The organism is Pseudomonas sp. JUb42 (assembly GCF_024807945.1).
Classification (GTDB): Bacteria; Pseudomonadota; Gammaproteobacteria; order Pseudomonadales; family Pseudomonadaceae; genus Aquipseudomonas.
Map to the genome: position 1 here is coordinate 115,863 of NZ_JANUFD010000003.1, position 25,495 is coordinate 141,357.

Here is a 25,495-nt window from a genome sequence, read left to right on the forward strand (position 1 = left end):
ACTTTTACGTCGTATTGGTTAGGTTTTTTTAGATTAAAGCGGTAAAGCAAAATCGTTTGTACAACGCCCTCGCGGGCCCCCCACTCATCTGCCTGAATGAGTGGGACATCAGACGCGCGGACGAGTCTTAATGGTTATCTTCGTGAGCCATCGACAGGTAGACGATGGTCAGCATCATGAAGATGAACGCTTGCAGGGTGATGATCAGGATGTGGAATACCGCCCACGCCCATTGCAGAACCACACCCAGGCCACTGAGCCAGAGCAGACCGCTGCCGAACATCACAGCGATCAGGATGAAGACCAGTTCACCAGCGTACATGTTGCCGAACAGTCGCAGAGCCAGGGAAATCGGCTTGGCGATCAGGGTCACGAATTCAAGCAGGAAGTTCACCGGAATCAACAGCGCCTGAACAAAAATGTTCTTGCTGCCGAACGGGTGCAGGGTCAGTTCACCGATGAAGCCGCCGATGCCCTTGACTTTGATGCTGTAGAAAATGATCAGCGCGAACACCGACAGGGCCATGCCCAGGGTAGCGTTCGGGTCAGTCGTGGAAACGGCACGGAAGAAGGTGTGCTCGTTGCCCGACACCTTGACCGCCAGGGCTGGAATCCAGTCCACGGGGATCAGGTCGACGGCGTTCATCAGGAACACCCAGGCAAAAATGGTCAGTGCCAGTGGTGCAATCACCGGGCTACGACCATGGAAGCTGTCTTTTACGCTGCCGTCGACGAACTCGACCAGCACTTCAACGAAGTTCTGCAGAGCGCCAGGCTGGCCGGAGGTCGCCTTTTTTGCCGCCATGCGGAAAATCAGGATGAAAATCAGGCCCAGTGCGACCGACCAGCCGAGGGTATCGACGTGGAAAGCCCAGAAGCCCATTTCCTTCGCTGCGGCTGCATCGTGGGCGAAGCCCCAAGAGCCGTCAGGCAAATGACCAAAGGTCAAGTTCTGCAAGTGGTGCTGGATATAGCCCGAAGCTGTTTGCTCTGCCATGGTTGCCTCAAACGCCCTAAGGTCTCAAAAATCTTATTTTCATTAGCAGGGGAGCGAACCAGCTGACCGCCTGGATCAACATGAACACGCCGAATACAGCCAGCGGCGCCAATGGCTTCACACCTGCAAAGGTCAGCGCAAAAAGCACTGCCGTTAATATCAATTTGCCTGCCTCGCCGGCATAAAAGGACCGGACGATGGCTTGCGCTGCTCTAGCCCCGGAAAACCGGAAAGCCTTGTGAGCAAAGTACAGATTGGGCAGCCAAGCTATCAGGCCTCCGCAAAGACCTGAATACCCAACTACGACACCCTGCCACTGCCAAAGCGTCAATGCCGCCAGCAGCAGGGTAATAACTTGAGCCAGCAGTACTGGAAAAACCGCTAGGCGATGGAAAGGCAGGCGGTTTTGCATGCGTGATTCCATCACAACTGTTCCTCGGAGGTCGGCCGCCAAAATCAACTACTTGGCATAATTTGTGCCGACAAAATGCGCGCAGAGTATAGGGGCGGTTCAGCCCCTATTCAACTGTCGGGTAGTGATTTCCGACTACACGCTACACTGCAATTGTTTCAGCGAATGTGAGCGAGCACTCCTTGCAGCTCATCCAGCGAGTTATAGCGGATCACCAACTGGCCTTTTCCCTTCTGACCATGGCGGATCTGCACCGCAGAGCCCAGCCGTTCGGCCAGACGCTGCTCAAGTCGGCTAATATCCGGATCGGTTTTGACCGGTTGCGCGGGGGCCGGTTTGCCACTTAACCACTGGCGAACCAGGGCCTCGGTCTGACGTACGGTAAGGCCACGTGCGACAACGTGTCGCGCCCCTTCCACCTGCTGTTCTTCGGGTAAACCGAGCAATGCCCTGGCATGACCCATTTCCAGGTCGCCATGGGACAGCATGGTCTTGATTACTTCAGGCAGGGCAATCAGGCGCAGCAGGTTGGCCACGCTGACCCGGGACTTACCCACAGCGTCGGCGACCTGTTGCTGGGTCAGCTGGAACTCCTGCTGCAAACGCTGCAGGGCTACCGCTTCCTCAACAGGATTCAGATCTTCGCGCTGAATGTTTTCGATCAGCGCCATGGCAATGGCGGTTTCATCGGAAACGTCGCGGACCATCGCCGGGATGGTGTCCAGACCGGCCTGCTGGCTGGCGCGCCAGCGGCGTTCACCAGCGATGATTTCAAAACGGTTGTTGCCGACCGGACGGATCACGATCGGTTGCATCACGCCCTGGGCCTTGATCGATGCGGCCAGTTCTTCCAGCGCCTGCGGGTCCATGTCCCGACGCGGCTGGTATTTGCCGCGTTGGATCAGGTCCAGGGGAACGTGCTGCAGCTCACGCTGATCGACCTGGCTGGCCTGTTCTTCCAGCGAACTGACGGTTGGACTGCTCAGAAGTGCGTCCAGCCCACGTCCGAGACCTCTTTTCTTGACGGCCATGGGATTTCCTTAAGTTGGCTGGGCGGCGGTGCGCGAAGGTGTTGCACGGCGCTGACGACGGACCATTTCACCGGCCAGCGCGAGGTAAGCCAGGGCACCGCGTGACGTCTTGTCATAGGCCAGGGCGGGCATGCCGAAACTCGGCGCCTCGGCCAGGCGAATGTTGCGCGGGATCACGGTGTCGTACAGCTGCTCGCCAAAGTGCTCCTTGAGTTGCGCCGAAACATCGTTGATCAGACTCAGGCGCGGGTCGTACATGGTGCGCAGCAACCCTTCGATTTTCAGCTCCGGGTTGAGCAATTCGGCGATACGCTTGATGTTATCCACAAGGTCGCTGAGACCTTCGAGGGCGAAATACTCGCACTGCATGGGGATAATCACGCCATCGGCGGCCACTAGTGCATTGAGCGTCAGCATCGACAGCGACGGCGGGCAGTCGATCAGGATGTAGTCGTAATTCTCGCGGATTGCCGCCAGGGCATTGCGCAGGCGACTTTCCTTCATTTGCATTTCCAGCAGTACCACTTCGGCGGCGGTCAGGTCGCGGTTGGCCGGCAGCAGTTGATAACCGCCGTGCTCGGAGAACTGCATGGCCTGGGCCAGGTCGCATTCGCCGATCAGCAGGTCATAGACCGAATGTTCCAGGCCGTGTTTATCCACACCACTACCCATGGTGGCGTTGCCTTGTGGATCGAGGTCGATCAGCAGCACACGGCGCTTGGTCGCGACCAGTGAAGCTGCGAGGTTGATGCAGGTGGTGGTTTTACCCACGCCACCCTTTTGGTTCGCTATCGCGAATACCTTAGCCATTCTTGCTTGTGTTCCCAATCATGCCGTGCGGCGCAGTATCAGCAGATGGCGTTGGCCTTGGCAACCCGGTACGGTCAAGGCCTGCTCGCTATCCAGGTGAAAGTCTGCGGGCAATGCTACCAGCTCATCAGCGGGATGCAGCCCTTTCATCGCCAGCCAGCGGGTTTCGGTATCGCCCATGTGGCGCGTCCAGCCCGTGAAGTCTTCCAGACTGCTGAAGGCACGGGAAACAATTCCGGTGAACGGTAGTGCCGGCTGCCAGGCTTCTGCCCGACTGTGGATAACTTCCAGGTTAGCCAGCTTCAGCTCCAGTTTGACCTGAGTCAGGAAGCGGGTTTTCTTGCCATTACTGTCCAGTACCGTGACTTTCATGTCCGGGAACAGGATTGCCAATGGAATACCAGGCATACCGCCACCACTGCCGACATCCAGCCAGCGCTCGCCTTCGATGAAGGGCACGACGCTGAGGCTGTCGAGCAGATGACGCGAAACCATTTCGTCCGGATTGCGTACTGCGGTCAGGTTGTAGGCCTTGTTCCACTTGATCAGCAGCGCCAGATAACCCAACAGTTGGGTGTGCTGGGCCTCAGTCAGGCTGACGCCCAGTTGTTCGGCGCCACGGGATAACTCTTCAGCGTGTTGCGGGGTGACCATAGAACTCAAGCGCTTTGCTCCAATTGACGGCCCGCGCCGCGTTTTTTCAGATGGATCATTAACAGGGAAATCGCCGCCGGGGTGACACCCGGAATACGCGACGCCTGGCCAAGGGTCTCGGGACGAGTTATCCCCAGCTTGCCCTGAATCTCTTTCGACAGGCCGGAAATCGTCGTGTAGTCGATGTCTTCCGGCAGGCGAGTGTCTTCACTGGCGCGCAGGCGGGCGATTTCGTCTTGTTGACGATCAATGTACCCGGCGTATTTGGTCTTGATTTCGACCTGTTCGGCGACCTGTGGATCACTTGCACCTTCGCCCGTCAGGGAAATCAGGCTGGCGTAGTCGATTTCAGGTCGGCTCAACAGGTTGAGCAGATTGTATTCGTGGGTCAGCGGCGTGCCGTAATGGCTGGCAATCGCCTCGCCCTGTTCGGTACCGGGACGAACCCAGGTGCTTTTCAGGCGCTGCTCTTCGCGCTCGATGCTTTCGCGCTTGGTACAGAACGCAGCCCAGCGCGCATCGTCGATCAAACCCAGCTCGCGACCTTTTTCGGTCAGGCGCAGATCGGCGTTGTCTTCACGCAGAATCAGGCGGTATTCGGCCCGGGAGGTGAACATCCGATAGGGTTCTTGCGTACCCAACGTAATCAGGTCATCGACCAACACGCCGATGTAGGCCTCATCGCGACGCGGGCACCAGCTGTCCTTGCCCTGTGCACGCAGTGCAGCGTTGGCTCCAGCCAATAAACCCTGGGCGCCAGCTTCTTCGTAACCAGTAGTACCGTTGATCTGCCCGGCAAAGAACAACCCGGCAATGACCTTGGTTTCCAGACTGTATTTCAGATCCCGTGGGTCGAAATAATCGTATTCGATGGCATAGCCAGGGCGAACGATATGGGCGTTTTCCATCCCCACAATCGAGCGCACCACCTGCAATTGCACGTCAAACGGCAAGGAGGTCGAGATGCCGTTGGGATACAGCTCATGGGTGGTCAGGCCTTCGGGCTCGATGAACACCTGATGGCTCTGCTTGTCGGCAAAGCGATGAATCTTGTCTTCGATGGACGGGCAGTAACGCGGGCCGATGCCTTCGATCACCCCGGAATACATCGGTGAACGGTCCAGATTGGCCGCGATGATTTCGTGGGTACGGGCATTGGTGTGAGTAATCCAGCAACTGACCTGCCGTGGATGCTGCTCTTTGGAACCAAGGAACGACATCACCGGGATCGGCGTATCACCTGGCTGCTCGGTCATCACCGAGAAATCCACCGAACGGCCATCGATACGCGGCGGCGTGCCGGTTTTCAGACGGCCGACGCGCAGCGGCAATTCACGCAGACGATGCGCCAGGGCGATTGACGGTGGATCACCGGCTCGGCCACCCGAGTAGTTCTGCATGCCAATGTGGATAAGTCCGCCGAGGAAGGTCCCGGTGGTCAGCACCACGGAGTCGGCCATGATTCGCAGACCCATCTGAGTAACAACGCCGCGTACCTGATCCTGCTCGACGATCAGGTCATCGCAGGCCTGCTGGAATATCCACAGGTTCGGCTGGTTTTCAATGATTTCGCGAATCGCCGCCTTGTACAGCACGCGATCTGCTTGTGCCCGGGTAGCTCGTACGGCCGGGCCTTTGCGGCTGTTCAATACACGGAACTGAATGCCGCCCAGGTCAGTGGCCGTGGCCATTGCTCCGCCGAGGGCATCGATCTCTTTGACCAGATGGCTTTTACCAATCCCGCCAATGGCAGGGTTGCAGCTCATTTGCCCGAGGGTTTCCACGTTATGCGTCAACAGCAGGGTTTTTGCACCCATGCGTGCAGACGCCAGTGCTGCCTCGGTACCGGCATGACCGCCACCGATGACGATCACTTCAAAACGGGAAGGGAAATCCACCACGCACCTCGTGCCTGTTCTAGATAGGAATATTGGGAAAGGTGACAAGTATAGGGACTTCCCCTTCCTGAATGAAACCTCTTGGACAAAATTTAACCAGCTGTGGAAAACTCTCGAATAAAGAAAATAAAAGAGAGAGAAGTTTTATAAAACCTTATTTTAAAGCTTATTTATACTGAGCCACCTTTCTGTGGATAGATCTCTACAGGCCACGTTTTATAATGTGTACAGAGATTCAAAAGTCTGTGATCAGGTGCCATTCAGCGTTCTGGATAACCGGTTTAAGCCTGTGGATTAAATGGCTGTTTGTCCACAGGGGGGGTTATCCTCAGGCAAGAGGCCTGGTTATCAACTGAGCTGAGGCATGGTTATGCACAGGGCTTAATCCACAGAAATGTGTTGCCGTACGTCGAAAAAGGCAGGTACTGGGGTCCTCCTCTACGTAGGCGGGAGGACATCGAGGGCGCTGAGGCGGGAAGCTACAAAGCGAATGGCTATTGTTAGATACAGAAACAAAAGCTAATAATAGCCATTATCATTTGTGTATTTTCACGTCTATGTCTTCTTTCACGCACACCTCTGCCGTCCAGCGCATCTATGAACAGCACCATTCGTGGTTGAATGGCTGGCTCAAGGGCAAGCTGCACAATGCTTGCGATGCGGCTGATGTAGCCCATGACACCTTTGTGCGCATTCTGGTCTCGCGCAATGCCATGCAGATTCGTGAGCCCCGTGACTACCTGACGACCATTGCCCGTGGCCTGGTAATCGATCGCTACCGTCGGCGAGCCATCGAAGCGGCGTACCTGGAAGCCCTGGCGGCGCGTCCTGAGGTCACGGAAATCAGCGAGGAAGATAAGGCTGTGGTGATCGAAACCCTGGTCGCTGTGGATAAAACATTGGCGAGCCTGGGCGCACGGGTGCAGAAGATTTTCATGTTGTCCCAGGTGGAAGGTCTGAGTTATCAACAGATCGCGGATGAGCTGAGCCTGTCTCTTACCACCGTGAAGAAATACATGGTTCGCGCCTTTACCGAATGCTCCCTGATCATGGCCGGCTTGTGATGGCTGTTGCTCCTGATCGTAAAACCTTCACTGCCGCCGCCAACTGGTACGTACAGTTCCAGAGCGAGCCACCGACACCCGCGCAACAGCAGGCCTGGCAACGCTGGCTGGACAGTGATCCGGCGCATCAGGCCGCCTGGCAACATATGGAACAGCTGCAACGCAATCTCGGCGCCCTGCCCCGGGATCTGACCCGGCGCGCGTTATCCGACACCCAACAACGCCGTCAGGTACTGCGCATGCTGCTGATTCTGGCTGGCGTCGGCGGTATTGGCTGGGGGCTGCAGGAGAAGACGTCCCTGGGCAATGTCTGGGCGGACTACAGAACCCGGGTCGGCGAACGCAGGCGCCTGGATCTGGCCGATGGCACTCGGCTGGAGCTCAATACCGATACCGCAGTGGATGTGCTTTTCGATGAACGCGAGCGCCTGATTCGTCTACGTGCCGGGGAGGTGTTTATTCGCACCGGTAAACGCGGCGATACCCGGCCGTTTTTCGTCGAAAGCCATCAAGGCCGTGTGCAGGCCTTGGGGACAAGTTTCTCGGTACGCCAGTTATCCCATAGCACTCATGTCGGCGTCCTCGAGGACCAGGTTCGCATTCTGCCCAATGCCGGCAGCGGTGAAGGCGGCGTGCTCAAGGCCGGAGAGAGCGCGGACTTTGATAGCTACAGTCTCGGGCCGAGTCGCTTGTGTCGGCCTACGGAGACTGCGTGGGTCGATGGCCAATTGATAGTGCTGGATGCGTGCCTGGGTGATGTCATCGATGAGCTGTCCCGCTACCGTACAGGCGCCATGCAGTGCGATCAACGCGCCGCGCGCTTGCATGTATCGGGTGCATTTCGCCTGGACGCCATCGATGCGGTGCTCGCCAACCTACAGACCTCGCTGCCTATCCGGGTGAGTTATTTCAGCCGTTATTGGGTGTCCATCAAGTACGCCAGCTGATCCGAAAATTTTTTATTCACAGGTGCGATCTTTTTTCGACGTGGTTCGGCCCTTGAGGTAATCGCGACTCACGCGTGTATTCGTTACCTTCAGGGCCGACATAACAATGCGCTTTCCACAGATCCCGACACCTGCTCGCCAGCACGTTTCCCGACACTACCTCGCCTGCAGTCTATTACTGAGCAGTGCTATCAGTGCCGCGCTGGTTTCCCCCTATGCCGCTGCTGATACGGCTGTGCATAACTATTCCATCGCCGCCGGTCCGCTGGAGAGCGTGTTGAGCCAATTCGCCTCGGCTTCCAACGTGATTCTGTCGTTCTCTCCAGGCCAGACCGCCAACCGTAGCAGTCCGGGACTTGTGGGTAACTATTCGGTTGAACAGGGTTTCATCCTTTTACTGCGAGGCTCCGGGCTGCAGGCGGCGACCCAGGCTCCGGGTTCTTACACCTTGCAGGCGGTGCCGCAGAATGGTTCGGTGGTGCTGGACCCGACACTTATCAACAGCCGTCAGCTCGCTACCGATGCAGGGGACAGCGCAGACAACCGTGGTTACAAGGCAGAAAAAAGCCGGGCCGGGACCAAGACCAGCACAGCACTCTCTGAAACCCCGCGCTCGGTGTCGGTGGTCACGGAACAGCGCATCAAGGATCAAAAGTCCCAGAGCCTTACCGACGCCCTGGGCTACGTGCCCGGTATCTTCGCCCCGCCCTTTGCGGCCGGCGATAGCCTCGCAGGTGACCTGTTCTTCATTCGTGGGTTTAACGCCACCGATTACGGCTATGGCCTGATGCGCGACGGCTTGCGTGTGCAGGGCAATCGCTATGACACCACCACTGAGCCTTACGGCCTGGAACGGATCGAGATCTTCCGCGGCCCGTCCTCGATCCTCTACGGCGAGAACGCACCGGGTGGTTTGGTCAATCTGGTCAGCAAGCGTCCGACCAGCACGCCCCAGGGCGAGATCCAGCTCAGTTACGGCTCCAACAATCGCCGACAGCTGGGAGTGGATGTTTCCGGGCCGCTGAATGACAGCGGCAATATCCAGGGTCGCCTGGTCATGCTGGGGCGCAAGTCCGATACCCAGGTCGACCATGTGCCTGACGATCGTATGTATATCGCGCCGTCCCTGACCCTGAACTTCGATGATTACAACAGCCTGACCCTGCTGGCCAACTACCAGAAGGACCACACCAATATGGAGCTCGGCCTGCCTGCGGCCGGCACTCTGCTGCATAACCCCAACGGCAAGCTGGACAAGGACACCATGCTCGGTGTTCCGGACTGGAACACCTTCGAGCGCGAGACCTGGAGCGTGGGTTATGAATTTATCCACAGCTTCAATGACGACTGGCAGTTCCGTCAAAACTCGCGCTACATGCAGTCCCGTATCAATCGCCACGAGACTTGGCCTGGCAACCTCAATAACGCGGGCTTCGGCACCCAGTTGAATGTCACGGCCTATGATCGCTTCAATAAATCCATGGTTTATTCGCTGGATAACCAACTGGAAGGCAAGTTTGCGCTAGGCGCTGTGGATAACACCGTGCTGTTCGGCGCCAGCCACGACTTCACTTCATTCAGCCAGGATTGGGACGCCGGCTCAGCCGGGCAGATCAATATCTACAACCCTGTGTATAAAAGTGATCCGGTAACCTCCATCCACGTCCAGAACACGCTGCTGGGCCAGCAGATGGAAGGGGCTTATGCGCAGTTGCAAAGCAAATACGACAAATGGATCTTCCTGCTCGGCGGCCGTCAGGACTGGGTAGAGAGCGATTTTCGTAACAAGTTATCCACAGCCAACAACATCAACAGCCGAGATACCAAGTTCACCTGGCAGACTGGCCTGATGTATCAATTCGAGAATGGCCTGACGCCGTATGTCAGCTATTCGACAGCGTTCGTACCGGTGCAGCAGATCTCCAACGGCGGCTCGCCCCTGGATCCGATCACCAGTACGCAATATGAAGTGGGCCTCAAGTACGACCCGATTGGCTGGAATACCTCGTTCACTGCGTCGCTCTATGATCTGCGCAAGAAAGACGACACCTATTTCGACTCCACCAGCGCCACCTATCGGCAAGTGGGCGAAAGCCGGGCGAAGGGTGTAGAGCTGGAAGTGAACAGCGATATCACCCGCAACCTCAACCTGACAGCCGCCTACACCTATACAGATGCGCGAGTGACCAAAGACGCCGCAGGTTCGTTGATAGAGGGCCATCAGATTACCGGTGTACCGCGTAACCAGGCGTCGGTCTGGGCCAAATACAGCTTCCTGGAAGGCCCGCTTAGCGGCTTCCACGTTGGTGGTGGCGTACGCTACTTCGACAGCACCTTCTCGTACACCCCGAGCAGCTTGTACGGCAAGCTCAATTCGGGTGATGTGACCCTGGTAGACGCAGCCATTGGTTATCAGATCGACAAAAATTGGTCCGTCGACCTGAACGCCAAGAACTTGTTCGACAAGGAATACGTTTCAGGCTGTAACGACGCCGGCCGCTGCTACTGGGGCGATAGCCGGACTTTGCTGGGTTCGGTTTCCTACAACTGGTAAGACTATCCACAGGCTGATGCGAAAAAAATCTGCTCGTCAGCCTGTGGATATCTATTTGCCGATACAGAAGCTGGAAAAAATCCGTCCCAACAGATCATCCGAGCTGAACGCGCCGGTGATCTCTCCCAACGACTGCTGGGCCAGGCGCAAATCTTCGGCCAGCAGCTCCCCTGCTCCTGCCAAGGTCAGTTGATTGCGCCCATGCTCCAGGGATTCGCTGGCATGGCGCAACGCTTCCAGGTGCCTGCGACGGGCGCTGAAGCTGCTTTCCGAGGTCTGTTGATAACCCATGCAGTCTTTCAAATGGTTGCGCAGCAATTCCAGACCGTCCCCACCCGCCTTGGCGCTGAGATTGAGGGTGACATGGCCATCGGCACTGGTGTGCAGTTCAACCAGGTCGCCACTAAGGTCTGCCTTGTTGCGAATCAGTGTGACTTTCGCAGGGTCAGGACGCTCTTCGAGGAATTCCGGCCACAAAGCGAAGGGGTCCGAGGCTTCAGGCGCCGTGGCATCAACCACCAACAGGATCCGGTCGGCTTCGTTGATCGCCTTGAGCGCGCGTTCAACACCGATCATTTCTACCTGATCGTCGGTATCCCGCAGCCCTGCAGTATCAACGATATGCAGAGGCATGCCATCAATGTGGATATGTTCGCGCAGAACATCCCGGGTGGTGCCTGCGATCTCAGTAACGATGGCGGCTTCGCGACCTGCCAGAGCGTTGAGCAGGCTGGATTTACCGGCATTGGGGCGGCCGGCGATTACCACCGTCATACCGTCCCGTAACAACGCGCCCTGCCCCGCTTCGCGCAACACTGTGGATAACTCTTCGCGTACGGCATCGAGCATGGTCAGTACATGGCCATCGGCGAGAAAGTCGATTTCTTCCTCGGGGAAGTCAATCGCCGCCTCGACGTAGATACGCAGGGCGATCAGCTTCTCGACCAAGCTATCCACACGTCGGGAAAATGCCCCTTGCAACGAACGCAGGGCATTACGCGCAGCTTGTGCAGAACTGGCTTCGATCAGATCGGCGATGGCTTCGGCCTGGGCCAGGTCGAGCTTGTCGTTAAGGAACGCACGTTCGCTGAATTCTCCAGGACGGGCCAGCCGAGCGCCCAACTGCAGGCAACGTTGCAGCAGCATATCCAACACAACCGGGCCACCATGGCCCTGCAATTCGAGGACGTCCTCACCGGTGAAGGAGTTCGGGCCAGGGAAATACAGGGCGATACCCTCATCGATGACCTCGTTGTCGGCATCACGAAACGGGCCGTAATGGGCATGGCGCGGCCTGCTTTCGTGACCGGTAATCGCTAACGCAGCCTTGCTTGCCAGCGGGCCGGATATGCGCACAATGCCAACGCCACCGCGGCCTTGGGCAGTGGCGATGGCGGCGATGGTTTCACGAGGAAGGTTCATGGCCAGACTCCTGACTTACTGACAGATAGCAAAACGCCCCACTAGGGGGCGTCTTGTAGAACTTATTCACAGGTTAGATCAGACAGCAGCTTTCTTTGTAGCCGCTTCGATCCGACGAGTGATATACCACTGCTGGGTGATCGACAGGGTGTTGTTCACAACCCAGTACAGCACCAGACCAGCCGGGAACCACAGGAAGAAGAAGGTGAAGATGATTGGCATCAGCTTCATCACCTTGGCCTGCATTGGATCCGGAGGCGTTGGGTTCAGGCGCTGCTGGATGAACATGGTCGCGCCCATGATGATCGGCAGGATGAAGAACGGGTCCTTGATCGACAGGTCGGTTATCCACAGCAGCCATGGAGCCTGGCGCATCTCGACGCTTTCCAGGAGTACCCAGTACAGCGACAGGAATACCGGCATCTGTACCAGAATCGGCAAGCATCCACCCAGCGGGTTGATCTTCTCTTTCTTGTACAGCTCCATCATCGACTGCGACATTTTCTGCCGGTCGTCGCCGTGTTGTTCCTTCAGCGCGGCCAATTTCGGTGCAACGGCGCGCATGCGAGCCATCGACTTGTAGCTGGCAGCCGACAGCGGGAAGAACAGACCCTTGATCAGCATGGTCAGGAAGATGATCGACCAGCCCCAGTTGCCGACAATGCTGTGGATATGTTGCAGCAGCCAGAAAATAGGTTGGGCGATGAACCAGAGAATGCCGTAGTCGACCGTCAGCTCCAGGCCTGGGGACAATTCTTTGAGCACTGCCTGACTCTTCGGACCGGCATACAGCGTGGCACTGACTTCAGTCTTGGCACCCGGCGCAACCGCCACGGCAGGGCCAGTGAAACCGATGATGTAATTGCCTTGGCTGTCTTTACGAGTCTGCACAGCGTTGCTGTCAGCCTTGTTCGGGATCCACGCGGTCACGAAATAGTGCTGCAGCCAGGCAACCCAGCCACCTTGCACGGTTTCTTTCAGCGAACCCTTGTCGATATCTTTCATCGACACTTTTTTGTAGGGCTCGGAAGCTGTCCACAGGGCTGCACCCAAATAGGTGGCGGTGCCGGTGGCGGTGCTCGACGATGGGTCGGAACTGGCATCGCGCTTGAGCTGGGCAAACAGGTTGCCGCTCCAAGGCGTTGCGCTCTGGTTGTCGATGACGTAGCTGACAACCAGGTCATACAGGCCGCGCTTGAAGGTAAAGCGCTTGATGTAATTGACGCCGTTATCGCTGAACTTCAGGTCGACGACCAGCTCATTCTGGCCATCAGCCAGTTGATAAGTCTTCTGTGCGGTCGAGTAAACCGGACGACCGGCTGCGCGAGCATCCGGACCGTTGGCGCCAGTCAGGCCGCTTTGTGCCAGGAAAGTACGCTCGCCGCCGTTATCGAACAGCTGGAAAGGCACATCAGGATGGTCCTGACGACGTGGGTACAGAGGCAGACGCAGCTGCACGACGTCACCGCCGACTGGATCGATGTCCAGGCTCAGTACATCGGTGCGGACCTGGATCAGGTCTTTGCTGGCGGCGACTGGCGCTTCCATCGCGGCGGTGGCATCACCACCTGCGGTGGGAACATCGGCACTTACAGAAGCATTCTTGGCAGCAGCCGTATCCGGAAGGCCCGGTGCGGTAGTGCTGGCAGCAGCATTCTGAGTCGGCAGGGCAGCCTGGCCGTAGTCTTGGTTCCATTTCAGAACCCCGACGTAGGTCACGATTGCCAGGGCGACGATCAGGATCGTGCGTTTAATATCCATGATTACTCGGCCATCGAAGAAGAACGGGAGGTGGGGACAGCAGGTGGAACCGGGTCATAACCACCGGCATTCCACGGATGACAGCGACCCAAGCGACGAAGGGTCAGCCAGCCGCCGCGCAGAAGGCCATGATTATCGATGGCTTCATACGCATAGCAGGAGCAACTGGGGTAGAAACGACAGTGACTGGCCATCAGCGGGCTAATGGCATAACGGTAAAACTGGATCGGGACGAGTGCCAGTTTACGCATTGGGACTGTCCACCCCTGCATGTTCGGTTTTCACTTCAGGCACCGGTTGGCTGCGGGCCAGCCGTTTCCAGAGCTTGCCGAAATGCTGAATCAATTCTGGGTTTTCTATGTCACCCAAGCCTTTGCGCGCGACGATCACGATATCCCACCCGACCAACATCTCTTGGTGCAGGCGAAATGAATCGCGCATCAGGCGTTTCAGGCGGTTGCGCTGAACGGAGAGCTTGACGCTCTTTTTACCAATCACCAGTCCCAGACGGGGGTGATCAAGGTCGTTGTTGCGCGCAAGGAGCAGGAGATTTTTCCCCGGTACCTTGCCGGTAGGGGAGTCAAAGACTGCCTTGAAATGCCGGGGGGTCAGCAAACGCTTTTCCCGACTGAAGTCCTGACTCACCTCCTGTGCCGATTTATCAAACTGCCAGACGCTTACGGCCTTTGGCGCGACGACGCGACAGGACTGCACGGCCGTTTTTGGTGGCCATACGTGCACGGAAACCGTGGGTGCGGGCGCGCTTGATAGTGCTGGGTTGGAAAGTACGTTTCATGGCGTGTTACCTGGTTCGTCTACAACGGGCCGGAATGGCCCCCGTTTTAAGAGACCGGGGATTCTAGAGAAAGCAAGCGTCTAGGTCAATTTCCAACCAGCGTTTCCTTCATTTACTTGTAAAGCCGGTTTTTTGTGGAGGTAAGGATCTGCCGCGTCTTGATCACCAAATCGGCATACAAACATAAAAATAAGAAAGGAACGTATTTAAAGCTTTTCTTTAAAGCTTGTTACTCTTAAGCAGAATTAATCTGTGGATAAAGCTCTGCAACCCCTATTATTAAAGGTGTACAGCGATCAGAAAGGTTGTCGGTAAACGGTGCTGTGCCTGTGCTGCACCCTCGGAAAAGCTGTGCATGGAAGGCGATGTTATCCACAGGGTGGTTATCCACAGAGCTTGACCGGTAGTTATGCAAAGAGCTGAGGCATGGTTATCCACAGACCTTAACAAAGCGTAATGGAATTGTATTTTTACGCATAAATCCTTGAATCATCGTCTGCTTAGGCTCACCTACATGTGGATAAGTCGGCCGCCGATCAGTACAATGGCGGCTGTTTTTGCCTCACCGGCGTTCAACTTAGGGGTTATCCGTGTCAGTGGAACTTTGGCAGCAGTGCGTGGAGCTTTTGCGCGATGAGCTGCCTGCCCAGCAATTCAACACCTGGATCCGTCCGCTACAGGTCGAAGCCGAAGGCGACGAGTTGCGTGTCTATGCGCCGAATCGTTTCGTTCTCGATTGGGTCAATGAGAAGTACCTTGGCCGTCTGCTCGAACTGCTTGGCGAACACGGCCAAGGCATGGCCCCTGCGCTTTCCTTATTAATAGGCAGCAAACGCAGTTCAGCTCCTCGTGCCGCACCCAATGCTCCGTTGGCTGCTGCGGCATCTCAGGCGTTGGCTGCGGCAAGTCCTATTGTTGCGCCGGTTGCTGTAGCGGCTTCGCCTCAGGCTGACGCCGGGCGAGCGGCCGAGATCAATGATGAGCCTTCTCGCGACAGCTTCGATCCGATGGCCGGCGCCAGTTCACAGCAGGCGCCAGTGCGTGCCGAACAGCGCACGGTGCAGGTTGAAGGCGCGCTCAAGCACACCAGTTATCTGAACCGTACGTTTACTTTTGAGAATTTCGTCGAAGGTAAATCCAACCAGCTCGCCCGTGCGGCGGCCTGGCAAGTCGCGGATAACCCCAAGCACGGTTACAACCCGCTCTTCCTTTATGGTGGTGTTGGCCTGGGTAAGACGCACTTGATGCATGCTGTGGGTAACCACCTGCTGAAAAAGAATCCGAATGCCAAGGTCGTGTACCTGCATTCGGAGCGCTTCGTAGCGGATATGGTCAAGGCGTTGCAGTTGAACGCGATCAACGAATTCAAGCGTTTCTATCGTTCGGTCGATGCGCTGCTGATCGATGACATTCAATTCTTCGCCCGTAAGGAACGCTCCCAGGAGGAGTTTTTCCACACCTTCAACGCATTGCTTGAAGGTGGTCAGCAGGTCATCCTGACCAGCGACCGTTACCCGAAGGAAATCGAAGGCCTGGAAGAGCGGCTGAAATCGCGCTTCGGCTGGGGTTTGACCGTAGCCGTCGAGCCGCCAGAGCTTGAGACTCGAGTCGCGATCCTGATGAAAAAGGCAGACCAGGCCAAGGTCGATTTGCCCCACGACGCCGCGTTCTTCATTGCCCAGCGTATTCGTTCCAACGTTCGTGAGCTTGAAGGCGCGCTCAAACGCGTTATCGCTCACTCGCACTTCATGGGCCGTGAAATCACCATCGAGTTGATCCGCGAATCCCTGAAGGATTTGTTGGCACTGCAGGACAAGCTGGTCAGTGTGGATAACATTCAGCGCACGGTGGCCGAGTACTACAAGATCAAGATCTCCGACCTGTTGTCCAAGCGTCGCTCGAGGTCTGTAGCCCGGCCACGTCAAGTGGCGATGGCGCTGTCCAAGGAACTGACCAACCACAGTCTGCCGGAGATTGGCGATGTGTTTGGCGGCCGTGACCATACGACCGTGCTGCATGCGTGCAGAAAGATCAATGAATTGAAGGAATCCGACGCGGATATTCGCGAGGACTACAAGAACCTGCTGCGTACACTGACAACCTGAGTAATGACTTCAACGCAGCTTATTAAGGCAAGGGACTAGACCATGCATTTCACCATTCAACGCGAAGCCCTGTTGAAACCCCTGCAACTGGTCGCCGGCGTGGTCGAACGCCGTCAGACCTTGCCGGTGCTCTCCAACGTGCTCCTGGTTGTAGAGGGTCAGCAGCTGTCACTGACAGGTACTGACCTTGAAGTCGAACTGGTTGGCCGCGTCCAATTGGAAGAACCGGCAGAGCCAGGGGAGATTACCGTTCCTGCGCGCAAGCTGATGGACATCTGCAAAAGCCTGCCCAACGATGCGCTGATCGATATCAAGGTCGACGACGCCAAGTTGGTGGTCAAGGCCGGTCGCAGCCGTTTCACGCTTTCCACTCTGCCAGCCAATGATTTCCCGACAGTCGAAGAAGGCCCAGGCTCGCTGACGTTCAATCTGGTACAAAGCAAGTTGCGTCGTTTGATCGAGCGCACCAGCTTTGCCATGGCTCAGCAGGATGTTCGCTACTACCTCAACGGCATGCTGCTGGAAGTCAGTTCCGGTGTATTGCGCGCCGTGGCCACCGACGGTCACCGTCTGGCCATGTGTTCGATGACCGCTGATATCGAACAGGCTGACCGTCATCAGGTGATTGTGCCGCGTAAAGGCATCCTGGAAATGGCGCGTCTGCTCACTGAACAGGACGGTGTTGTCAGCATCGTCCTGGGACAGAACCATATTCGCGCGACGACCGGTGAGTTCACCTTCACCTCCAAGCTGGTCGACGGCAAGTTCCCGGATTACGAGCGCGTGTTGCCTAAGGGTGGCGACAAGTTGGTACTCGGCGATCGCCAGGCTTTGCGCGAAGCATTCAGCCGCACCGCCATTCTGTCGAACGAAAAGTACCGCGGTATTCGCTTGCAGTTGGCTAACGGCCAATTGAAGATTCAGGCCAATAACCCCGAGCAGGAAGAAGCCGAAGAAGAAATCAGCGTTGATTACAACGGTGGTTCCCTGGAGATCGGTTTCAACGTCAGCTATTTGCTCGACGTATTGGGCGTGATGACCACCGAGCAGGTTCGTCTGATCCTTTCCGACTCCAACAGCAGTGCGCTGGTGCAGGAATCGGACAACGACGACTCCGCTTACGTCGTCATGCCGATGCGCCTGTAACGGAACCTGGATGTCTCTTAGCCGCATCTCGGTCACCGGGGTGCGCAATCTGCACCCGGTGACCTTCTCCCCCTCTCCCCGTATCAACATCCTTCACGGCGCCAACGGCAGCGGAAAAACCAGCGTGCTGGAGGCCATCCATCTGCTCGGCCTCGCGCGCTCCTTTCGCAGTGCTCGTTTGCTGCCGGTGATCCAATACGAACAACCATCTTGCACGGTGTTTGGTCAGGTCGATCTTGCTGAAGGCAGCCATAGCAACCTGGGGATCTCTCGCGATAGACAGGGTGAGTTCCAGATTCGTATCGATGGGCAGAATGCGCGAAGCGCCGCTCAGCTCGCCGAAACATTACCGTTGCAGCTAATCAACCCGGACAGCTTTCGCCTTCTCGAAGGAGCGCCGAAGATCCGCCGACAGTTCCTCGACTGGGGAGTGTTCCACGTGGAACCTCGGTTCATGGCTACCTGGCAGCGCCTGCAGAAGGCGCTGAGGCAGCGGAACTCATGGTTGCGGCGTGGTACACTTGACGTCGCTTCGCAAGCGGCATGGGACCGGGAGTTATGTCTGGCCAGCGATGAAATCGATGAATTTCGCCGCTCGTATATCAAGGCTCTGAAGCCTGTCTTTGAACACACTTTGAGCGAGTTGGTGGAGCTTGAAGGTCTGACCCTGAGCTATTACCGAGGCTGGGACAAGGAAAAGGAGTTGAGCACCGTGCTCACTTCGTCCCTCCTGCGCGATCAGCAAATGGGCCACACCCAAGCCGGACCCCAGCGCGCCGATCTGCGCCTTAGACTGGGTGCGCACAATGCGGCAGATATTCTGTCTCGCGGCCAACAGAAACTGGTGGTCTGCGCCCTGCGCATCGCCCAAGGTCATTTGGTCAGCCAGGCTCGCCGTGGTCAATGCATCTATCTGGTGGACGACTTGCCGTCTGAACTTGACGAGCACCACCGCCGTGCACTTTGTCGCTTGCTTGAAGAATTACGCTGCCAGGTTTTTATCACCTGTGTAGACCACGAATTATTGAGGGAAGGCTGGCAAACGGAAACGCCAGTCGCTTTGTTCCACGTGGAACAAGGCCGTATCACCCAGACCCACGATCATCGGGAGTGATTGCATGAGCGAAAATCAAACGTACGACTCCTCCAGCATCAAGGTGTTGAAAGGGCTAGATGCCGTACGCAAGCGTCCCGGTATGTACATCGGTGACACCGACGATGGCAGCGGTCTCCACCATATGGTGTTCGAGGTTGTTGATAACTCGATTGATGAAGCTTTGGCTGGCCATTGCGACGACATCAGCATCATTATCCACCCGGACGAGTCGATTACCGTGCGCGACAACGGCCGCGGTATTCCGGTAGACGTGCATAAAGAAGAAGGTATCTCGGCAGCAGAGGTCATCATGACCGTGCTCCATGCCGGCGGTAAATTCGACGATAACTCGTATAAAGTTTCCGGCGGCCTCCACGGCGTAGGTGTCTCCGTAGTAAACGCCCTCTCCGAACTTCTGCTGCTTACGGTTCGTCGCAGCGGCAAGATCTGGGAGCAGACCTACGTTCATGGTGTTCCACAAGAACCCATGAAAATCGTCGGTGAGAGCGATACCACAGGCACCGAGATCCACTTCAAGCCTTCCGCTGAAACCTTCAAGAACATTCACTTCAGCTGGGACATCCTGGCCAAGCGCATTCGCGAACTGTCCTTCCTTAACTCCGGTGTGGGTATCGTTCTCAAGGACGAGCGCAGCGGCAAGGAAGAGCTGTTCAAATACGAAGGCGGCCTGCGTGCGTTCGTCGATTACTTGAACACCAACAAGACTCCGGTCAATCAGGTGTTCCACTTCAACGTCCAGCGCGACGATGGCGTTGGTGTCGAGATCGCCCTGCAGTGGAACGACAGCTTCAACGAGAACCTGCTCTGCTTCACCAACAATATTCCGCAGCGTGATGGTGGTACTCACCTAGTGGGCTTCCGTTCGGCGCTGACCCGTAACCTCAACACCTATATCGAACAGGAAGGCCTGGCGAAGAAGCATAAGGTGGCGACTACGGGTGACGATGCACGCGAAGGGTTGACTGCGATCATCTCGGTGAAAGTGCCGGATCCCAAGTTCAGCTCCCAGACCAAGGACAAGCTGGTTTCGTCCGAAGTGAAGACTGCGGTCGAGCAGGAAATGGGCAAGTACTTCTCCGACTTCCTGCTGGAGAATCCGAACGAAGCCAAAGCCGTTGTTGGCAAAATGATCGACGCGGCACGGGCTCGTGAAGCTGCGCGCAAGGCTCGGGAAATGACCCGCCGTAAAGGCGCGCTGGATATCGCTGGCCTGCCGGGCAAATTGGCCGATTGCCAGGAAAAAGACCCTGCCCTTTCCGAACTGTACCTCGTGGAAGGTGACTCTGCTGGCGGTTCCGCCAAGCAGGGACGCAACCGTAAAACCCAGGCGATCCTGCCGCTCAAAGGCAAGATCCTCAACGTCGAAAAGGCTCGTTTCGACAAGATGATCTCGTCCCAGGAAGTCGGCACGCTGATCACCGCTCTGGGCTGTGGTATCGGCCGCGAAGAGTACAACATCGACAAGCTGCGCTATCACAACATCATCATCATGACCGATGCTGACGTCGACGGTTCGCACATCCGTACGCTGTTGCTGACCTTCTTCTTCCGTCAACTGCCTGAGCTGATCGAGCGTGGCTATATCTACATCGCCCAGCCGCCGCTGTATAAGGTCAAGAAGGGCAAGCAGGAGCAGTACATCAAAGACGACGACGCCATGGAAGAATACATGACGTCTTCGGCCTTGGAAGACGCAAGCCTGCATCTCAACGAATCCGCCCCGGGTATCTCAGGTGCTGCGCTGGAGAAGCTGGTTAACGATTTCCGCATGGTAATGAAGACCCTCAAGCGTCTGTCGCGCCTGTATCCACAGGAGCTGACCGAGCACTTCGTCTACTTGCCGCCGGTCACCCTTGAGCAGCTCTCCGATCACGCGGCCATGCAAGAATGGCTGCATAAATTCGACGCGCGTCTGCGCGTCGGCGAGAAGTCTGGTCTGGTCTATAAAGCCAGTCTACGTGAAGATCGTGAACGTAATGTCTGGCTGCCAGAGGTCGAATTGATCTCACACGGCCTGTCCAACTACGTCACCTTCAACCGGGATTTCTTCGGCAGCAACGACTACAAGACCGTTACCGCCCTGGGCCTGCAGATCAGCACACTGCTCGAAGAAGGCGCCTACGTGCAACGTGGCGAGCGCAAGAAGCCTGTCACCGAGTTCAAGGAAGCACTGAACTGGCTGATGACCGAAAGCACCAAGCGCCACACCATCCAGCGCTATAAAGGTCTGGGCGAAATGAACCCTGACCAGCTGTGGGAAACCACCATGGACCCAGCGGTTCGCCGGATGCTCAAAGTCACTATTGAAGACGCTATCGGCGCAGACCAGATCTTCAACACCCTGATGGGTGACGCGGTCGAGCCTCGTCGCGACTTCATTGAGAGTAATGCGTTGGCGGTGTCGAACCTGGATTTCTAAGGTTCTCGCCGGCGGCGTTCATTACAAAAGCTTCACTACCCCGGCCTAGCGCCGGGGTTTTTATTTGCATACCCTGAATCCCTATCAGTCTTCAAACCGCATTTGTTCCACGTGGAACCACTTTTCATTCCTGCCGCCTAACCTCCATTCCTATTTCCCGACACCGGAGCCAGCATGCCCGACGAGTCCAAGCCGAGTCTTTTGCACACCGTTGAAGGTCAGCGTCTGCAAGGCGATGATGCCGAGCGTTGGCGTGAGTGGGGGCCTTATCTGAGTGATCGGCAGTGGGGTACGGTGCGTGAGGATTACAGCGCTGATGGCGATGCCTGGAGTTATTTTCCCCACGATCATGCACGCAGTCGCGCTTATCGTTGGGGCGAGGACGGGTTGGCCGGCTTCTCCGACAAGGCTCAGCATTGGTGCCTCGGATTAGGGCTGTGGAACGGTCGTGACGCCATTATCAAGGAGCGCCTGTTTGGCCTGAACAACGCGGAAGGTAATCACGGCGAAGACGTCAAAGAGTTGTACTTTCACCTCGATGGCGTGCCTAGCCATGCCTATATGCGCATGCTCTACAAGTATCCCCATGCGGCTTTTCCTTATACCGACCTGGTCGAGGAGAACGCGCGTCGTGGCTTGGCGGATCCGGAGTACGAGATTCTCGACACCGGAGTGTTCAACGATAACCACTACTTCGATATTACCGTCGAATACGCCAAGCACGAGGCCGACGATATCTTCATGCGGGTGACCGTGGAGAACCGTTCCGAGCTGGCGGCCCACCTGCATGTGTTACCCCAGCTTTGGGCGCGCAATACCTGGAGTTGGACCGAGGAGGCGCCCTGCCCCACGCTTGAGTTGAATGATGTTCAGGTCCTCGCCCATCGACAAAAACAAGCATCGCGCCAGGCGACTGCCTGGGGGCGGGAAACCTGCGAGTGGCTCTTCTGTAACAACGACAGCAACTGGCCTCGGCTTTCCGGTGAACCTGCCGTGGGGCCCTTCAAGGATGGCATCAACGACTATCTGGTTGCAGGGGATACCCAGGCCATTCGCCGGGATCGCGGTACTTGTGCCGCTGCGCATTTCAGCCTGAAGCTGGAGGGCCGCGCCACTGAGGTGATCTATCTGCGCTTCGCCCCATTGGAGGCGCCCAAGGTCAATGCCAAGGCGTTATTTGCCAAGCGCCGTAGCGAGGCCGACGAGTTTTACGGCATCTTGCAGAGCGGACTGGAAAGCGCCGACGCACGCAACGTACAACGTCAGGCCTTGGCCGGATTGCTGTGGTCCAAGCAGCTCTACTATTACGATGTGAACCTGTGGCTGAAGGGTGATCCGACCCAGGCTGCTCCGCCACCCGAGCGGGTCGACGTGCGTAACAAGCAGTGGCGGCACCTGGTGAATTTCGACATTCTTTCGATGCCGGACAAGTGGGAGTACCCGTGGTACGCCTCATGGGACCAAGCCTTTCAAGCCGTTGCTTTTGCGTTGATCGATCCCGGCTTTGCCAAGCAACAACTGCTGGCCCTGGTACAGGATCGCTTCATGCACCCCAACGGCCAGCTGCCGGCTTACGAATGGCGCTTCGACGATGCCAACCCGCCGGTACACGCTTGGGCATCCTGGCGTGTCTACAAGATGGAGCAGGCGCAGACGGGCACGGGTGATGCCGAATTTCTTGAGCGGATCTTCCACAAGCTGCTGCTGAATTTTTCCTGGTGGGTGAATCGCAAGGACGCCGACGGCCGTAACCTGTTTCAGGGTGGCTTTCTCGGCCTCGACAATATCGGTGTCTTTGACCGCTCGGCCCCGCTCCCTGCGGGTTATCAACTCGATCAAGCCGACGGCACTGCCTGGGTGGCGGCCTACGCCTTGGACCTGATGCGTATCGCCCTGGAACTGGCCAAGCGCAATGCGGTGTACGTGGATATGTCGGTGAAGTTCTTCGAGCACTTCCTGTACATCGCCGGGGCAATCAATCTGGTGGACGACACCGGCGAAGGTTTGTGGGATGAACAGGATGGCTTCTTCTACGACATGCTGCGCTGCCCCGGTGGCGAGCGTCAGCCGGTGCGCCTGCGCTCGATTGTCGGCCTGATGCCGCTGTTTGCCGTGCAAGTACTGGAGCAGCGTGAGCATGAAGGCCTGCCCGGTCTGCGTGAACGCTTGCTGGGCTTTCTGCATCACCGACCGGATCTGGCTGAACTGGTATCGCGCTGGACTGAGCCAGGCAAGGGCAATCGTTTGCTGCTGGCCCTGCTCAGAGGGCAACGCACCAAGGACCTGATCAAGCGCATGCTCGATGAGCAGGAGTTTCTGTCAGCCTACGGTATTCGTTCCATGTCCAAGTCATTCGCTGAGACGCCGTTCAAGATGCGCATGAATGGCGACACCCTGTGTGCCGACTATGAGCCCGCCGAATCTGATTCGCGTTTGTTCGGTGGCAACTCGAATTGGCGCGGGCCGCTGTGGATGCCGATCAATTACATGCTGATCGAATCCCTGCGCGAGTTTCACCGCTACTACGACGAAAATTTCTCTGTGGAGTATCCGACTGGCTCTGGTTATCTGGCGTCGCTGGGAGAGGTGGCACAGGGCCTTAGCGACCGCCTGGTGCGTCTGTTCCTACGTGATGACAGCGGCAATCGTCCGTCGATGGCAGGTTACCCCCAATTGCAGGCGGATCCGGCCAGTCGCGACCTGCTGCTGTTTCACGAGTACTTTCACGGTGAGAATGGCCGTGGTCTAGGGGCTTCGCATCAGACTGGATGGAGCGCCTTGGTCGCACTGCTGCTACAGCCGGCTAAATAGAATTTCGGGCAATAAAAAACCGACCTCTGGAGGTCGGTTTTTTTATCACTGCAAAAACTTATGCACGTTTTTGGGTCTTTAATGAGCTTAAGAAATAAATAACAAAATTAAGCACTTAGCGCTATTTATCAGTCAGTTTTTCAAAAGCGTGCACAGGTTATCCACAAAAGTCAGACAGCCGCTTTCTCGTTGGTCGACAGTGGTGCAACGGGTGAGCCCATTGCGCGCTGAGTGTCTTCATTCCAGGCCTGAACGCGATCATTGAGTGCAGCGATGGCGCGCGGGCCAGTGCCCTCGGCGAACATCGGTTCACCGATCACCAGCTCGATAGTGCCGGGCTTTTTCTGCCAGCCTTCTTTCGGCCAGTATTTACCCGCGTTATGAGCGATTGGCAGCACCGGCAGTTCGGCGTTGACGGCTAGTGCTGCGCCGCTGCGTGAGAATTTTCCAACCTGGCCGTAAGGCACTCGGGTGCCTTCCGGGAAGATCAGCACCCAGACGCGATCCTTGAGCAGCTCGTCGCCCTTCTTCGCCACGACTTTCAGCGCCGCTTTGGGATTGCCCCGATCAATTGCGATAGGCCGCAACATGGCCATGGCCCAGCCGAAGAACGGCACATACAGCAACTCGCGCTTGAGCACCTGGCTCAGGGGATCGAAATAGGCGGACAGGAAAAACGTTTCCCAGGTGCTCTGGTGATTGGAAACAATTACGCAGGGCGTTTCGGGAACGTTTTCCGCGCCTTTTACATTTACCTGGATGTTCAGGAACACCCGCGTCAGCCATAACGCACAGCGGCACCAATAGACATTGATGAAGCGATAACGCTTATGGAACGGCAGGAACGGGGCGACAAAGAAACTCAGCGAGCACCACAGCAACGAGCTGGTGCCCAACAGCAGGTAAAAGAAGAAGATTCTGATTGCCTGCACGATCGACATAGCGGCTTTTACCATACGGGCATTGCCCGCCATTGAAGCGTACCGGTACCGTCGACTAGCGGTTGTACGATACGCCGTTGTGGATAAGTTCTGCGGCTACTGCCGCCAGATCGTCAAAAACCAGCGTGCCTTGCGGCAATTCACCCGCTTCGGTCTTGCGACCTTTGCCGGTCAATACCAAAACAGGTTGTGAATCGACGGCCACGGCGGCCTGCAAGTCACCCTTGCTGTCGCCGACAAACCAGATACCCGCCAGATCCACCGCGTAATGTGCAGCGATGGTCTGCAACATGCCGGGTTTGGGTTTGCGACAAGCGCAGCCTTCGTCCGGGCCATGGGGGCAGTAAACAATCAAGCCGACCTCGCCACCCTGCTCCGCCACCAGCTCGCGCAAACGCGCGTGCATGGCGTCGAGGGTCGCCAGATCGTAATAACCTCGGGCAATGCCGGACTGGTTGGTAGCGACCGCCACCGTCCAGCCGGCTTTGCTCAATTGCGCGATGGCTTCGACCGAGCCGGGAATGGGAATCCACTCCTGCACCGACTTGATGTAAGCGTCGGAGTCTTCATTGATGACTCCGTCCCGGTCGAGTATCAGCAACTTCACGCG

At 56.9% G+C, this 25,495-nt stretch carries 21 protein-coding genes; 8 read left to right on the forward strand and 13 right to left on the reverse strand.

All coding sequences use genetic code 11. From position 1 onward, the window contains the following. Positions 1-127: 127 nt before the first annotated feature. From atpB to mnmG, 6 genes are all read right to left on the reverse strand, one after another. Positions 128-997 (reverse strand): F0F1 ATP synthase subunit A, encoded by an 870-nt coding sequence (gene atpB, locus M2401_RS07035; RefSeq protein WP_259101017.1) that lies wholly within the window; start codon positions 995-997, stop codon positions 128-130. 16 nt (positions 998-1,013) lie between these two features. Further along, on the reverse strand, positions 1,014-1,421 hold the full coding sequence (locus M2401_RS07040; RefSeq protein ID WP_259101018.1) for a F0F1 ATP synthase subunit I: 408 nt from the start codon (positions 1,419-1,421) through the stop codon (positions 1,014-1,016). Between the two features lie 146 nt (positions 1,422-1,567). Then, on the reverse strand, positions 1,568-2,440 hold the full coding sequence (locus M2401_RS07045; RefSeq protein WP_259101019.1) for a ParB/RepB/Spo0J family partition protein: 873 nt from the start codon (positions 2,438-2,440) through the stop codon (positions 1,568-1,570). A 9-nt stretch (positions 2,441-2,449) separates the two neighbouring features. Next, a complete protein-coding gene (locus M2401_RS07050) occupies positions 2,450-3,250 on the reverse strand; it encodes a ParA family protein (protein ID WP_259101020.1) in 801 nt (266 codons plus the stop codon). 18 nt (positions 3,251-3,268) lie between these two features. Then, the gene (rsmG, locus tag M2401_RS07055) at positions 3,269-3,904 is read right to left on the reverse strand and encodes a 16S rRNA (guanine(527)-N(7))-methyltransferase RsmG (RefSeq protein WP_259101673.1); all 636 of its coding nucleotides are present in this window, start codon (positions 3,902-3,904) and stop codon (positions 3,269-3,271) included. A 5-nt stretch (positions 3,905-3,909) separates the two neighbouring features. After that, positions 3,910-5,802, reverse strand: coding sequence for a tRNA uridine-5-carboxymethylaminomethyl(34) synthesis enzyme MnmG (mnmG, locus tag M2401_RS07060; protein ID WP_259101021.1), 1,893 nt, complete (start codon positions 5,800-5,802; stop codon positions 3,910-3,912). Positions 5,803-6,359: 557 nt separating this feature from the next. Here mnmG and M2401_RS07065 point away from each other — a divergent pair. From M2401_RS07065 to M2401_RS07075, 3 genes are all read left to right on the forward strand, one after another. Next, positions 6,360-6,866: a sigma-70 family RNA polymerase sigma factor gene (locus M2401_RS07065; RefSeq protein WP_259101022.1), complete on the forward strand. Its 507-nt coding sequence runs from the start codon at positions 6,360-6,362 to the stop codon at positions 6,864-6,866. Next, entirely contained in the window at positions 6,866-7,813 is a 948-nt protein-coding gene (locus tag M2401_RS07070) for a FecR domain-containing protein (protein WP_259101023.1), read from the forward strand. The genes M2401_RS07065 and M2401_RS07070 overlap by 1 nt, the downstream gene beginning before the upstream one ends. Before the next feature lie 106 nt (positions 7,814-7,919). Beyond that, entirely contained in the window at positions 7,920-10,367 is a 2,448-nt protein-coding gene (locus M2401_RS07075) for a TonB-dependent siderophore receptor (RefSeq protein ID WP_259101024.1), read from the forward strand. Positions 10,368-10,418: 51 nt separating this feature from the next. On the opposite strand, the gene mnmE is transcribed toward M2401_RS07075, so the two are convergent. The 5 genes from mnmE to rpmH form a co-directional block, all read right to left on the reverse strand. Beyond that, the gene (gene mnmE / locus M2401_RS07080; RefSeq protein WP_259101026.1) at positions 10,419-11,789 is read right to left on the reverse strand and encodes a tRNA uridine-5-carboxymethylaminomethyl(34) synthesis GTPase MnmE; all 1,371 of its coding nucleotides are present in this window, start codon (positions 11,787-11,789) and stop codon (positions 10,419-10,421) included. A 78-nt stretch (positions 11,790-11,867) separates the two neighbouring features. Then, entirely contained in the window at positions 11,868-13,550 is a 1,683-nt protein-coding gene (yidC, locus tag M2401_RS07085; RefSeq protein WP_259101027.1) for a membrane protein insertase YidC, read from the reverse strand. A 2-nt stretch (positions 13,551-13,552) separates the two neighbouring features. Next, positions 13,553-13,801: a membrane protein insertion efficiency factor YidD gene (yidD, locus tag M2401_RS07090; protein ID WP_259101028.1), complete on the reverse strand. Its 249-nt coding sequence runs from the start codon at positions 13,799-13,801 to the stop codon at positions 13,553-13,555. Further along, on the reverse strand, positions 13,794-14,195 hold the full coding sequence (gene rnpA / locus M2401_RS07095) for a ribonuclease P protein component (RefSeq protein WP_259101029.1): 402 nt from the start codon (positions 14,193-14,195) through the stop codon (positions 13,794-13,796). Before rnpA ends, yidD begins: the two co-directional genes overlap by 8 nt. Positions 14,196-14,211: 16 nt before the next feature. Further along, complete coding sequence (gene rpmH, locus M2401_RS07100; protein WP_002551315.1) at positions 14,212-14,346, reverse strand: 50S ribosomal protein L34; 135 nt, start codon at positions 14,344-14,346, stop codon at positions 14,212-14,214. 590 nt (positions 14,347-14,936) lie between these two features. Between rpmH and dnaA the strand changes: the two genes are divergently transcribed. The 5 genes from dnaA (at position 14,937) to M2401_RS07125 (ending at position 23,944) form a co-directional block, all read left to right on the forward strand. After that, the gene (gene dnaA, locus M2401_RS07105) at positions 14,937-16,451 is read left to right on the forward strand and encodes a chromosomal replication initiator protein DnaA (protein ID WP_259101031.1); all 1,515 of its coding nucleotides are present in this window, start codon (positions 14,937-14,939) and stop codon (positions 16,449-16,451) included. Positions 16,452-16,493: 42 nt separating this feature from the next. Then, a complete protein-coding gene (gene dnaN, locus M2401_RS07110; RefSeq protein ID WP_259101032.1) occupies positions 16,494-17,597 on the forward strand; it encodes a DNA polymerase III subunit beta in 1,104 nt (367 codons plus the stop codon). A gap of 10 nt (positions 17,598-17,607) precedes the next feature. After that, on the forward strand, positions 17,608-18,711 hold the full coding sequence (gene recF / locus M2401_RS07115; protein ID WP_259101034.1) for a DNA replication/repair protein RecF: 1,104 nt from the start codon (positions 17,608-17,610) through the stop codon (positions 18,709-18,711). Between the two features lie 4 nt (positions 18,712-18,715). After that, positions 18,716-21,133, forward strand: coding sequence for a DNA topoisomerase (ATP-hydrolyzing) subunit B (gene gyrB / locus M2401_RS07120; RefSeq protein ID WP_259101036.1), 2,418 nt, complete (start codon positions 18,716-18,718; stop codon positions 21,131-21,133). A gap of 174 nt (positions 21,134-21,307) precedes the next feature. Then, positions 21,308-23,944 (forward strand): MGH1-like glycoside hydrolase domain-containing protein, encoded by a 2,637-nt coding sequence (locus M2401_RS07125; protein WP_259101038.1) that lies wholly within the window; start codon positions 21,308-21,310, stop codon positions 23,942-23,944. A gap of 170 nt (positions 23,945-24,114) precedes the next feature. Here the strand turns inward: M2401_RS07125 and M2401_RS07130 are convergent, their stop codons facing one another. Next, a complete protein-coding gene (locus M2401_RS07130) occupies positions 24,115-24,885 on the reverse strand; it encodes a 1-acyl-sn-glycerol-3-phosphate acyltransferase (protein ID WP_259101675.1) in 771 nt (256 codons plus the stop codon). A 55-nt stretch (positions 24,886-24,940) separates the two neighbouring features. Then, on the reverse strand, positions 24,941-25,492 hold the full coding sequence (gene gmhB, locus M2401_RS07135; RefSeq protein ID WP_259101039.1) for a D-glycero-beta-D-manno-heptose 1,7-bisphosphate 7-phosphatase: 552 nt from the start codon (positions 25,490-25,492) through the stop codon (positions 24,941-24,943). Between the last annotated feature and the right edge of the window lie 3 nt (positions 25,493-25,495).

Excerpts from the sequence above, each read along its gene's own strand:
- M2401_RS07050 (WP_259101020.1), bottom strand. The coding sequence starts at position 3,250 with ATGGCTAAGGTATTCGCGATAGCGAACCAAAAGGGTGGCGTGGGTAAA.
- rpmH (WP_002551315.1), bottom strand. The coding sequence starts at position 14,346 with ATGAAACGTACTTTCCAACCCAGCACTATCAAGCGCGCCCGCACCCAC.
- M2401_RS07040 (WP_259101018.1), bottom strand. The coding sequence starts at position 1,421 with ATGGAATCACGCATGCAAAACCGCCTGCCTTTCCATCGCCTAGCGGTT.
- M2401_RS07075 (WP_259101024.1), top strand. The coding sequence starts at position 7,920 with ATGCGCTTTCCACAGATCCCGACACCTGCTCGCCAGCACGTTTCCCGA.
- yidD (WP_259101028.1), bottom strand. The coding sequence starts at position 13,801 with ATGCGTAAACTGGCACTCGTCCCGATCCAGTTTTACCGTTATGCCATT.
- mnmE (WP_259101026.1), bottom strand. The coding sequence starts at position 11,789 with ATGAACCTTCCTCGTGAAACCATCGCCGCCATCGCCACTGCCCAAGGC.
- M2401_RS07130 (WP_259101675.1), bottom strand. The coding sequence starts at position 24,885 with ATGTCGATCGTGCAGGCAATCAGAATCTTCTTCTTTTACCTGCTGTTG.
- M2401_RS07065 (WP_259101022.1), top strand. The coding sequence starts at position 6,360 with ATGTCTTCTTTCACGCACACCTCTGCCGTCCAGCGCATCTATGAACAG.
- recF (WP_259101034.1), top strand. The coding sequence starts at position 17,608 with ATGTCTCTTAGCCGCATCTCGGTCACCGGGGTGCGCAATCTGCACCCG.
- M2401_RS07070 (WP_259101023.1), top strand. The coding sequence starts at position 6,866 with ATGGCTGTTGCTCCTGATCGTAAAACCTTCACTGCCGCCGCCAACTGG.
- rsmG (WP_259101673.1), bottom strand. The coding sequence starts at position 3,904 with ATGGTCACCCCGCAACACGCTGAAGAGTTATCCCGTGGCGCCGAACAA.
- atpB (WP_259101017.1), bottom strand. The coding sequence starts at position 997 with ATGGCAGAGCAAACAGCTTCGGGCTATATCCAGCACCACTTGCAGAAC.
- dnaN (WP_259101032.1), top strand. The coding sequence starts at position 16,494 with ATGCATTTCACCATTCAACGCGAAGCCCTGTTGAAACCCCTGCAACTG.
- gyrB (WP_259101036.1), top strand. The coding sequence starts at position 18,716 with ATGAGCGAAAATCAAACGTACGACTCCTCCAGCATCAAGGTGTTGAAA.
- yidC (WP_259101027.1), bottom strand. The coding sequence starts at position 13,550 with ATGGATATTAAACGCACGATCCTGATCGTCGCCCTGGCAATCGTGACC.
- M2401_RS07125 (WP_259101038.1), top strand. The coding sequence starts at position 21,308 with ATGCCCGACGAGTCCAAGCCGAGTCTTTTGCACACCGTTGAAGGTCAG.
- M2401_RS07045 (WP_259101019.1), bottom strand. The coding sequence starts at position 2,440 with ATGGCCGTCAAGAAAAGAGGTCTCGGACGTGGGCTGGACGCACTTCTG.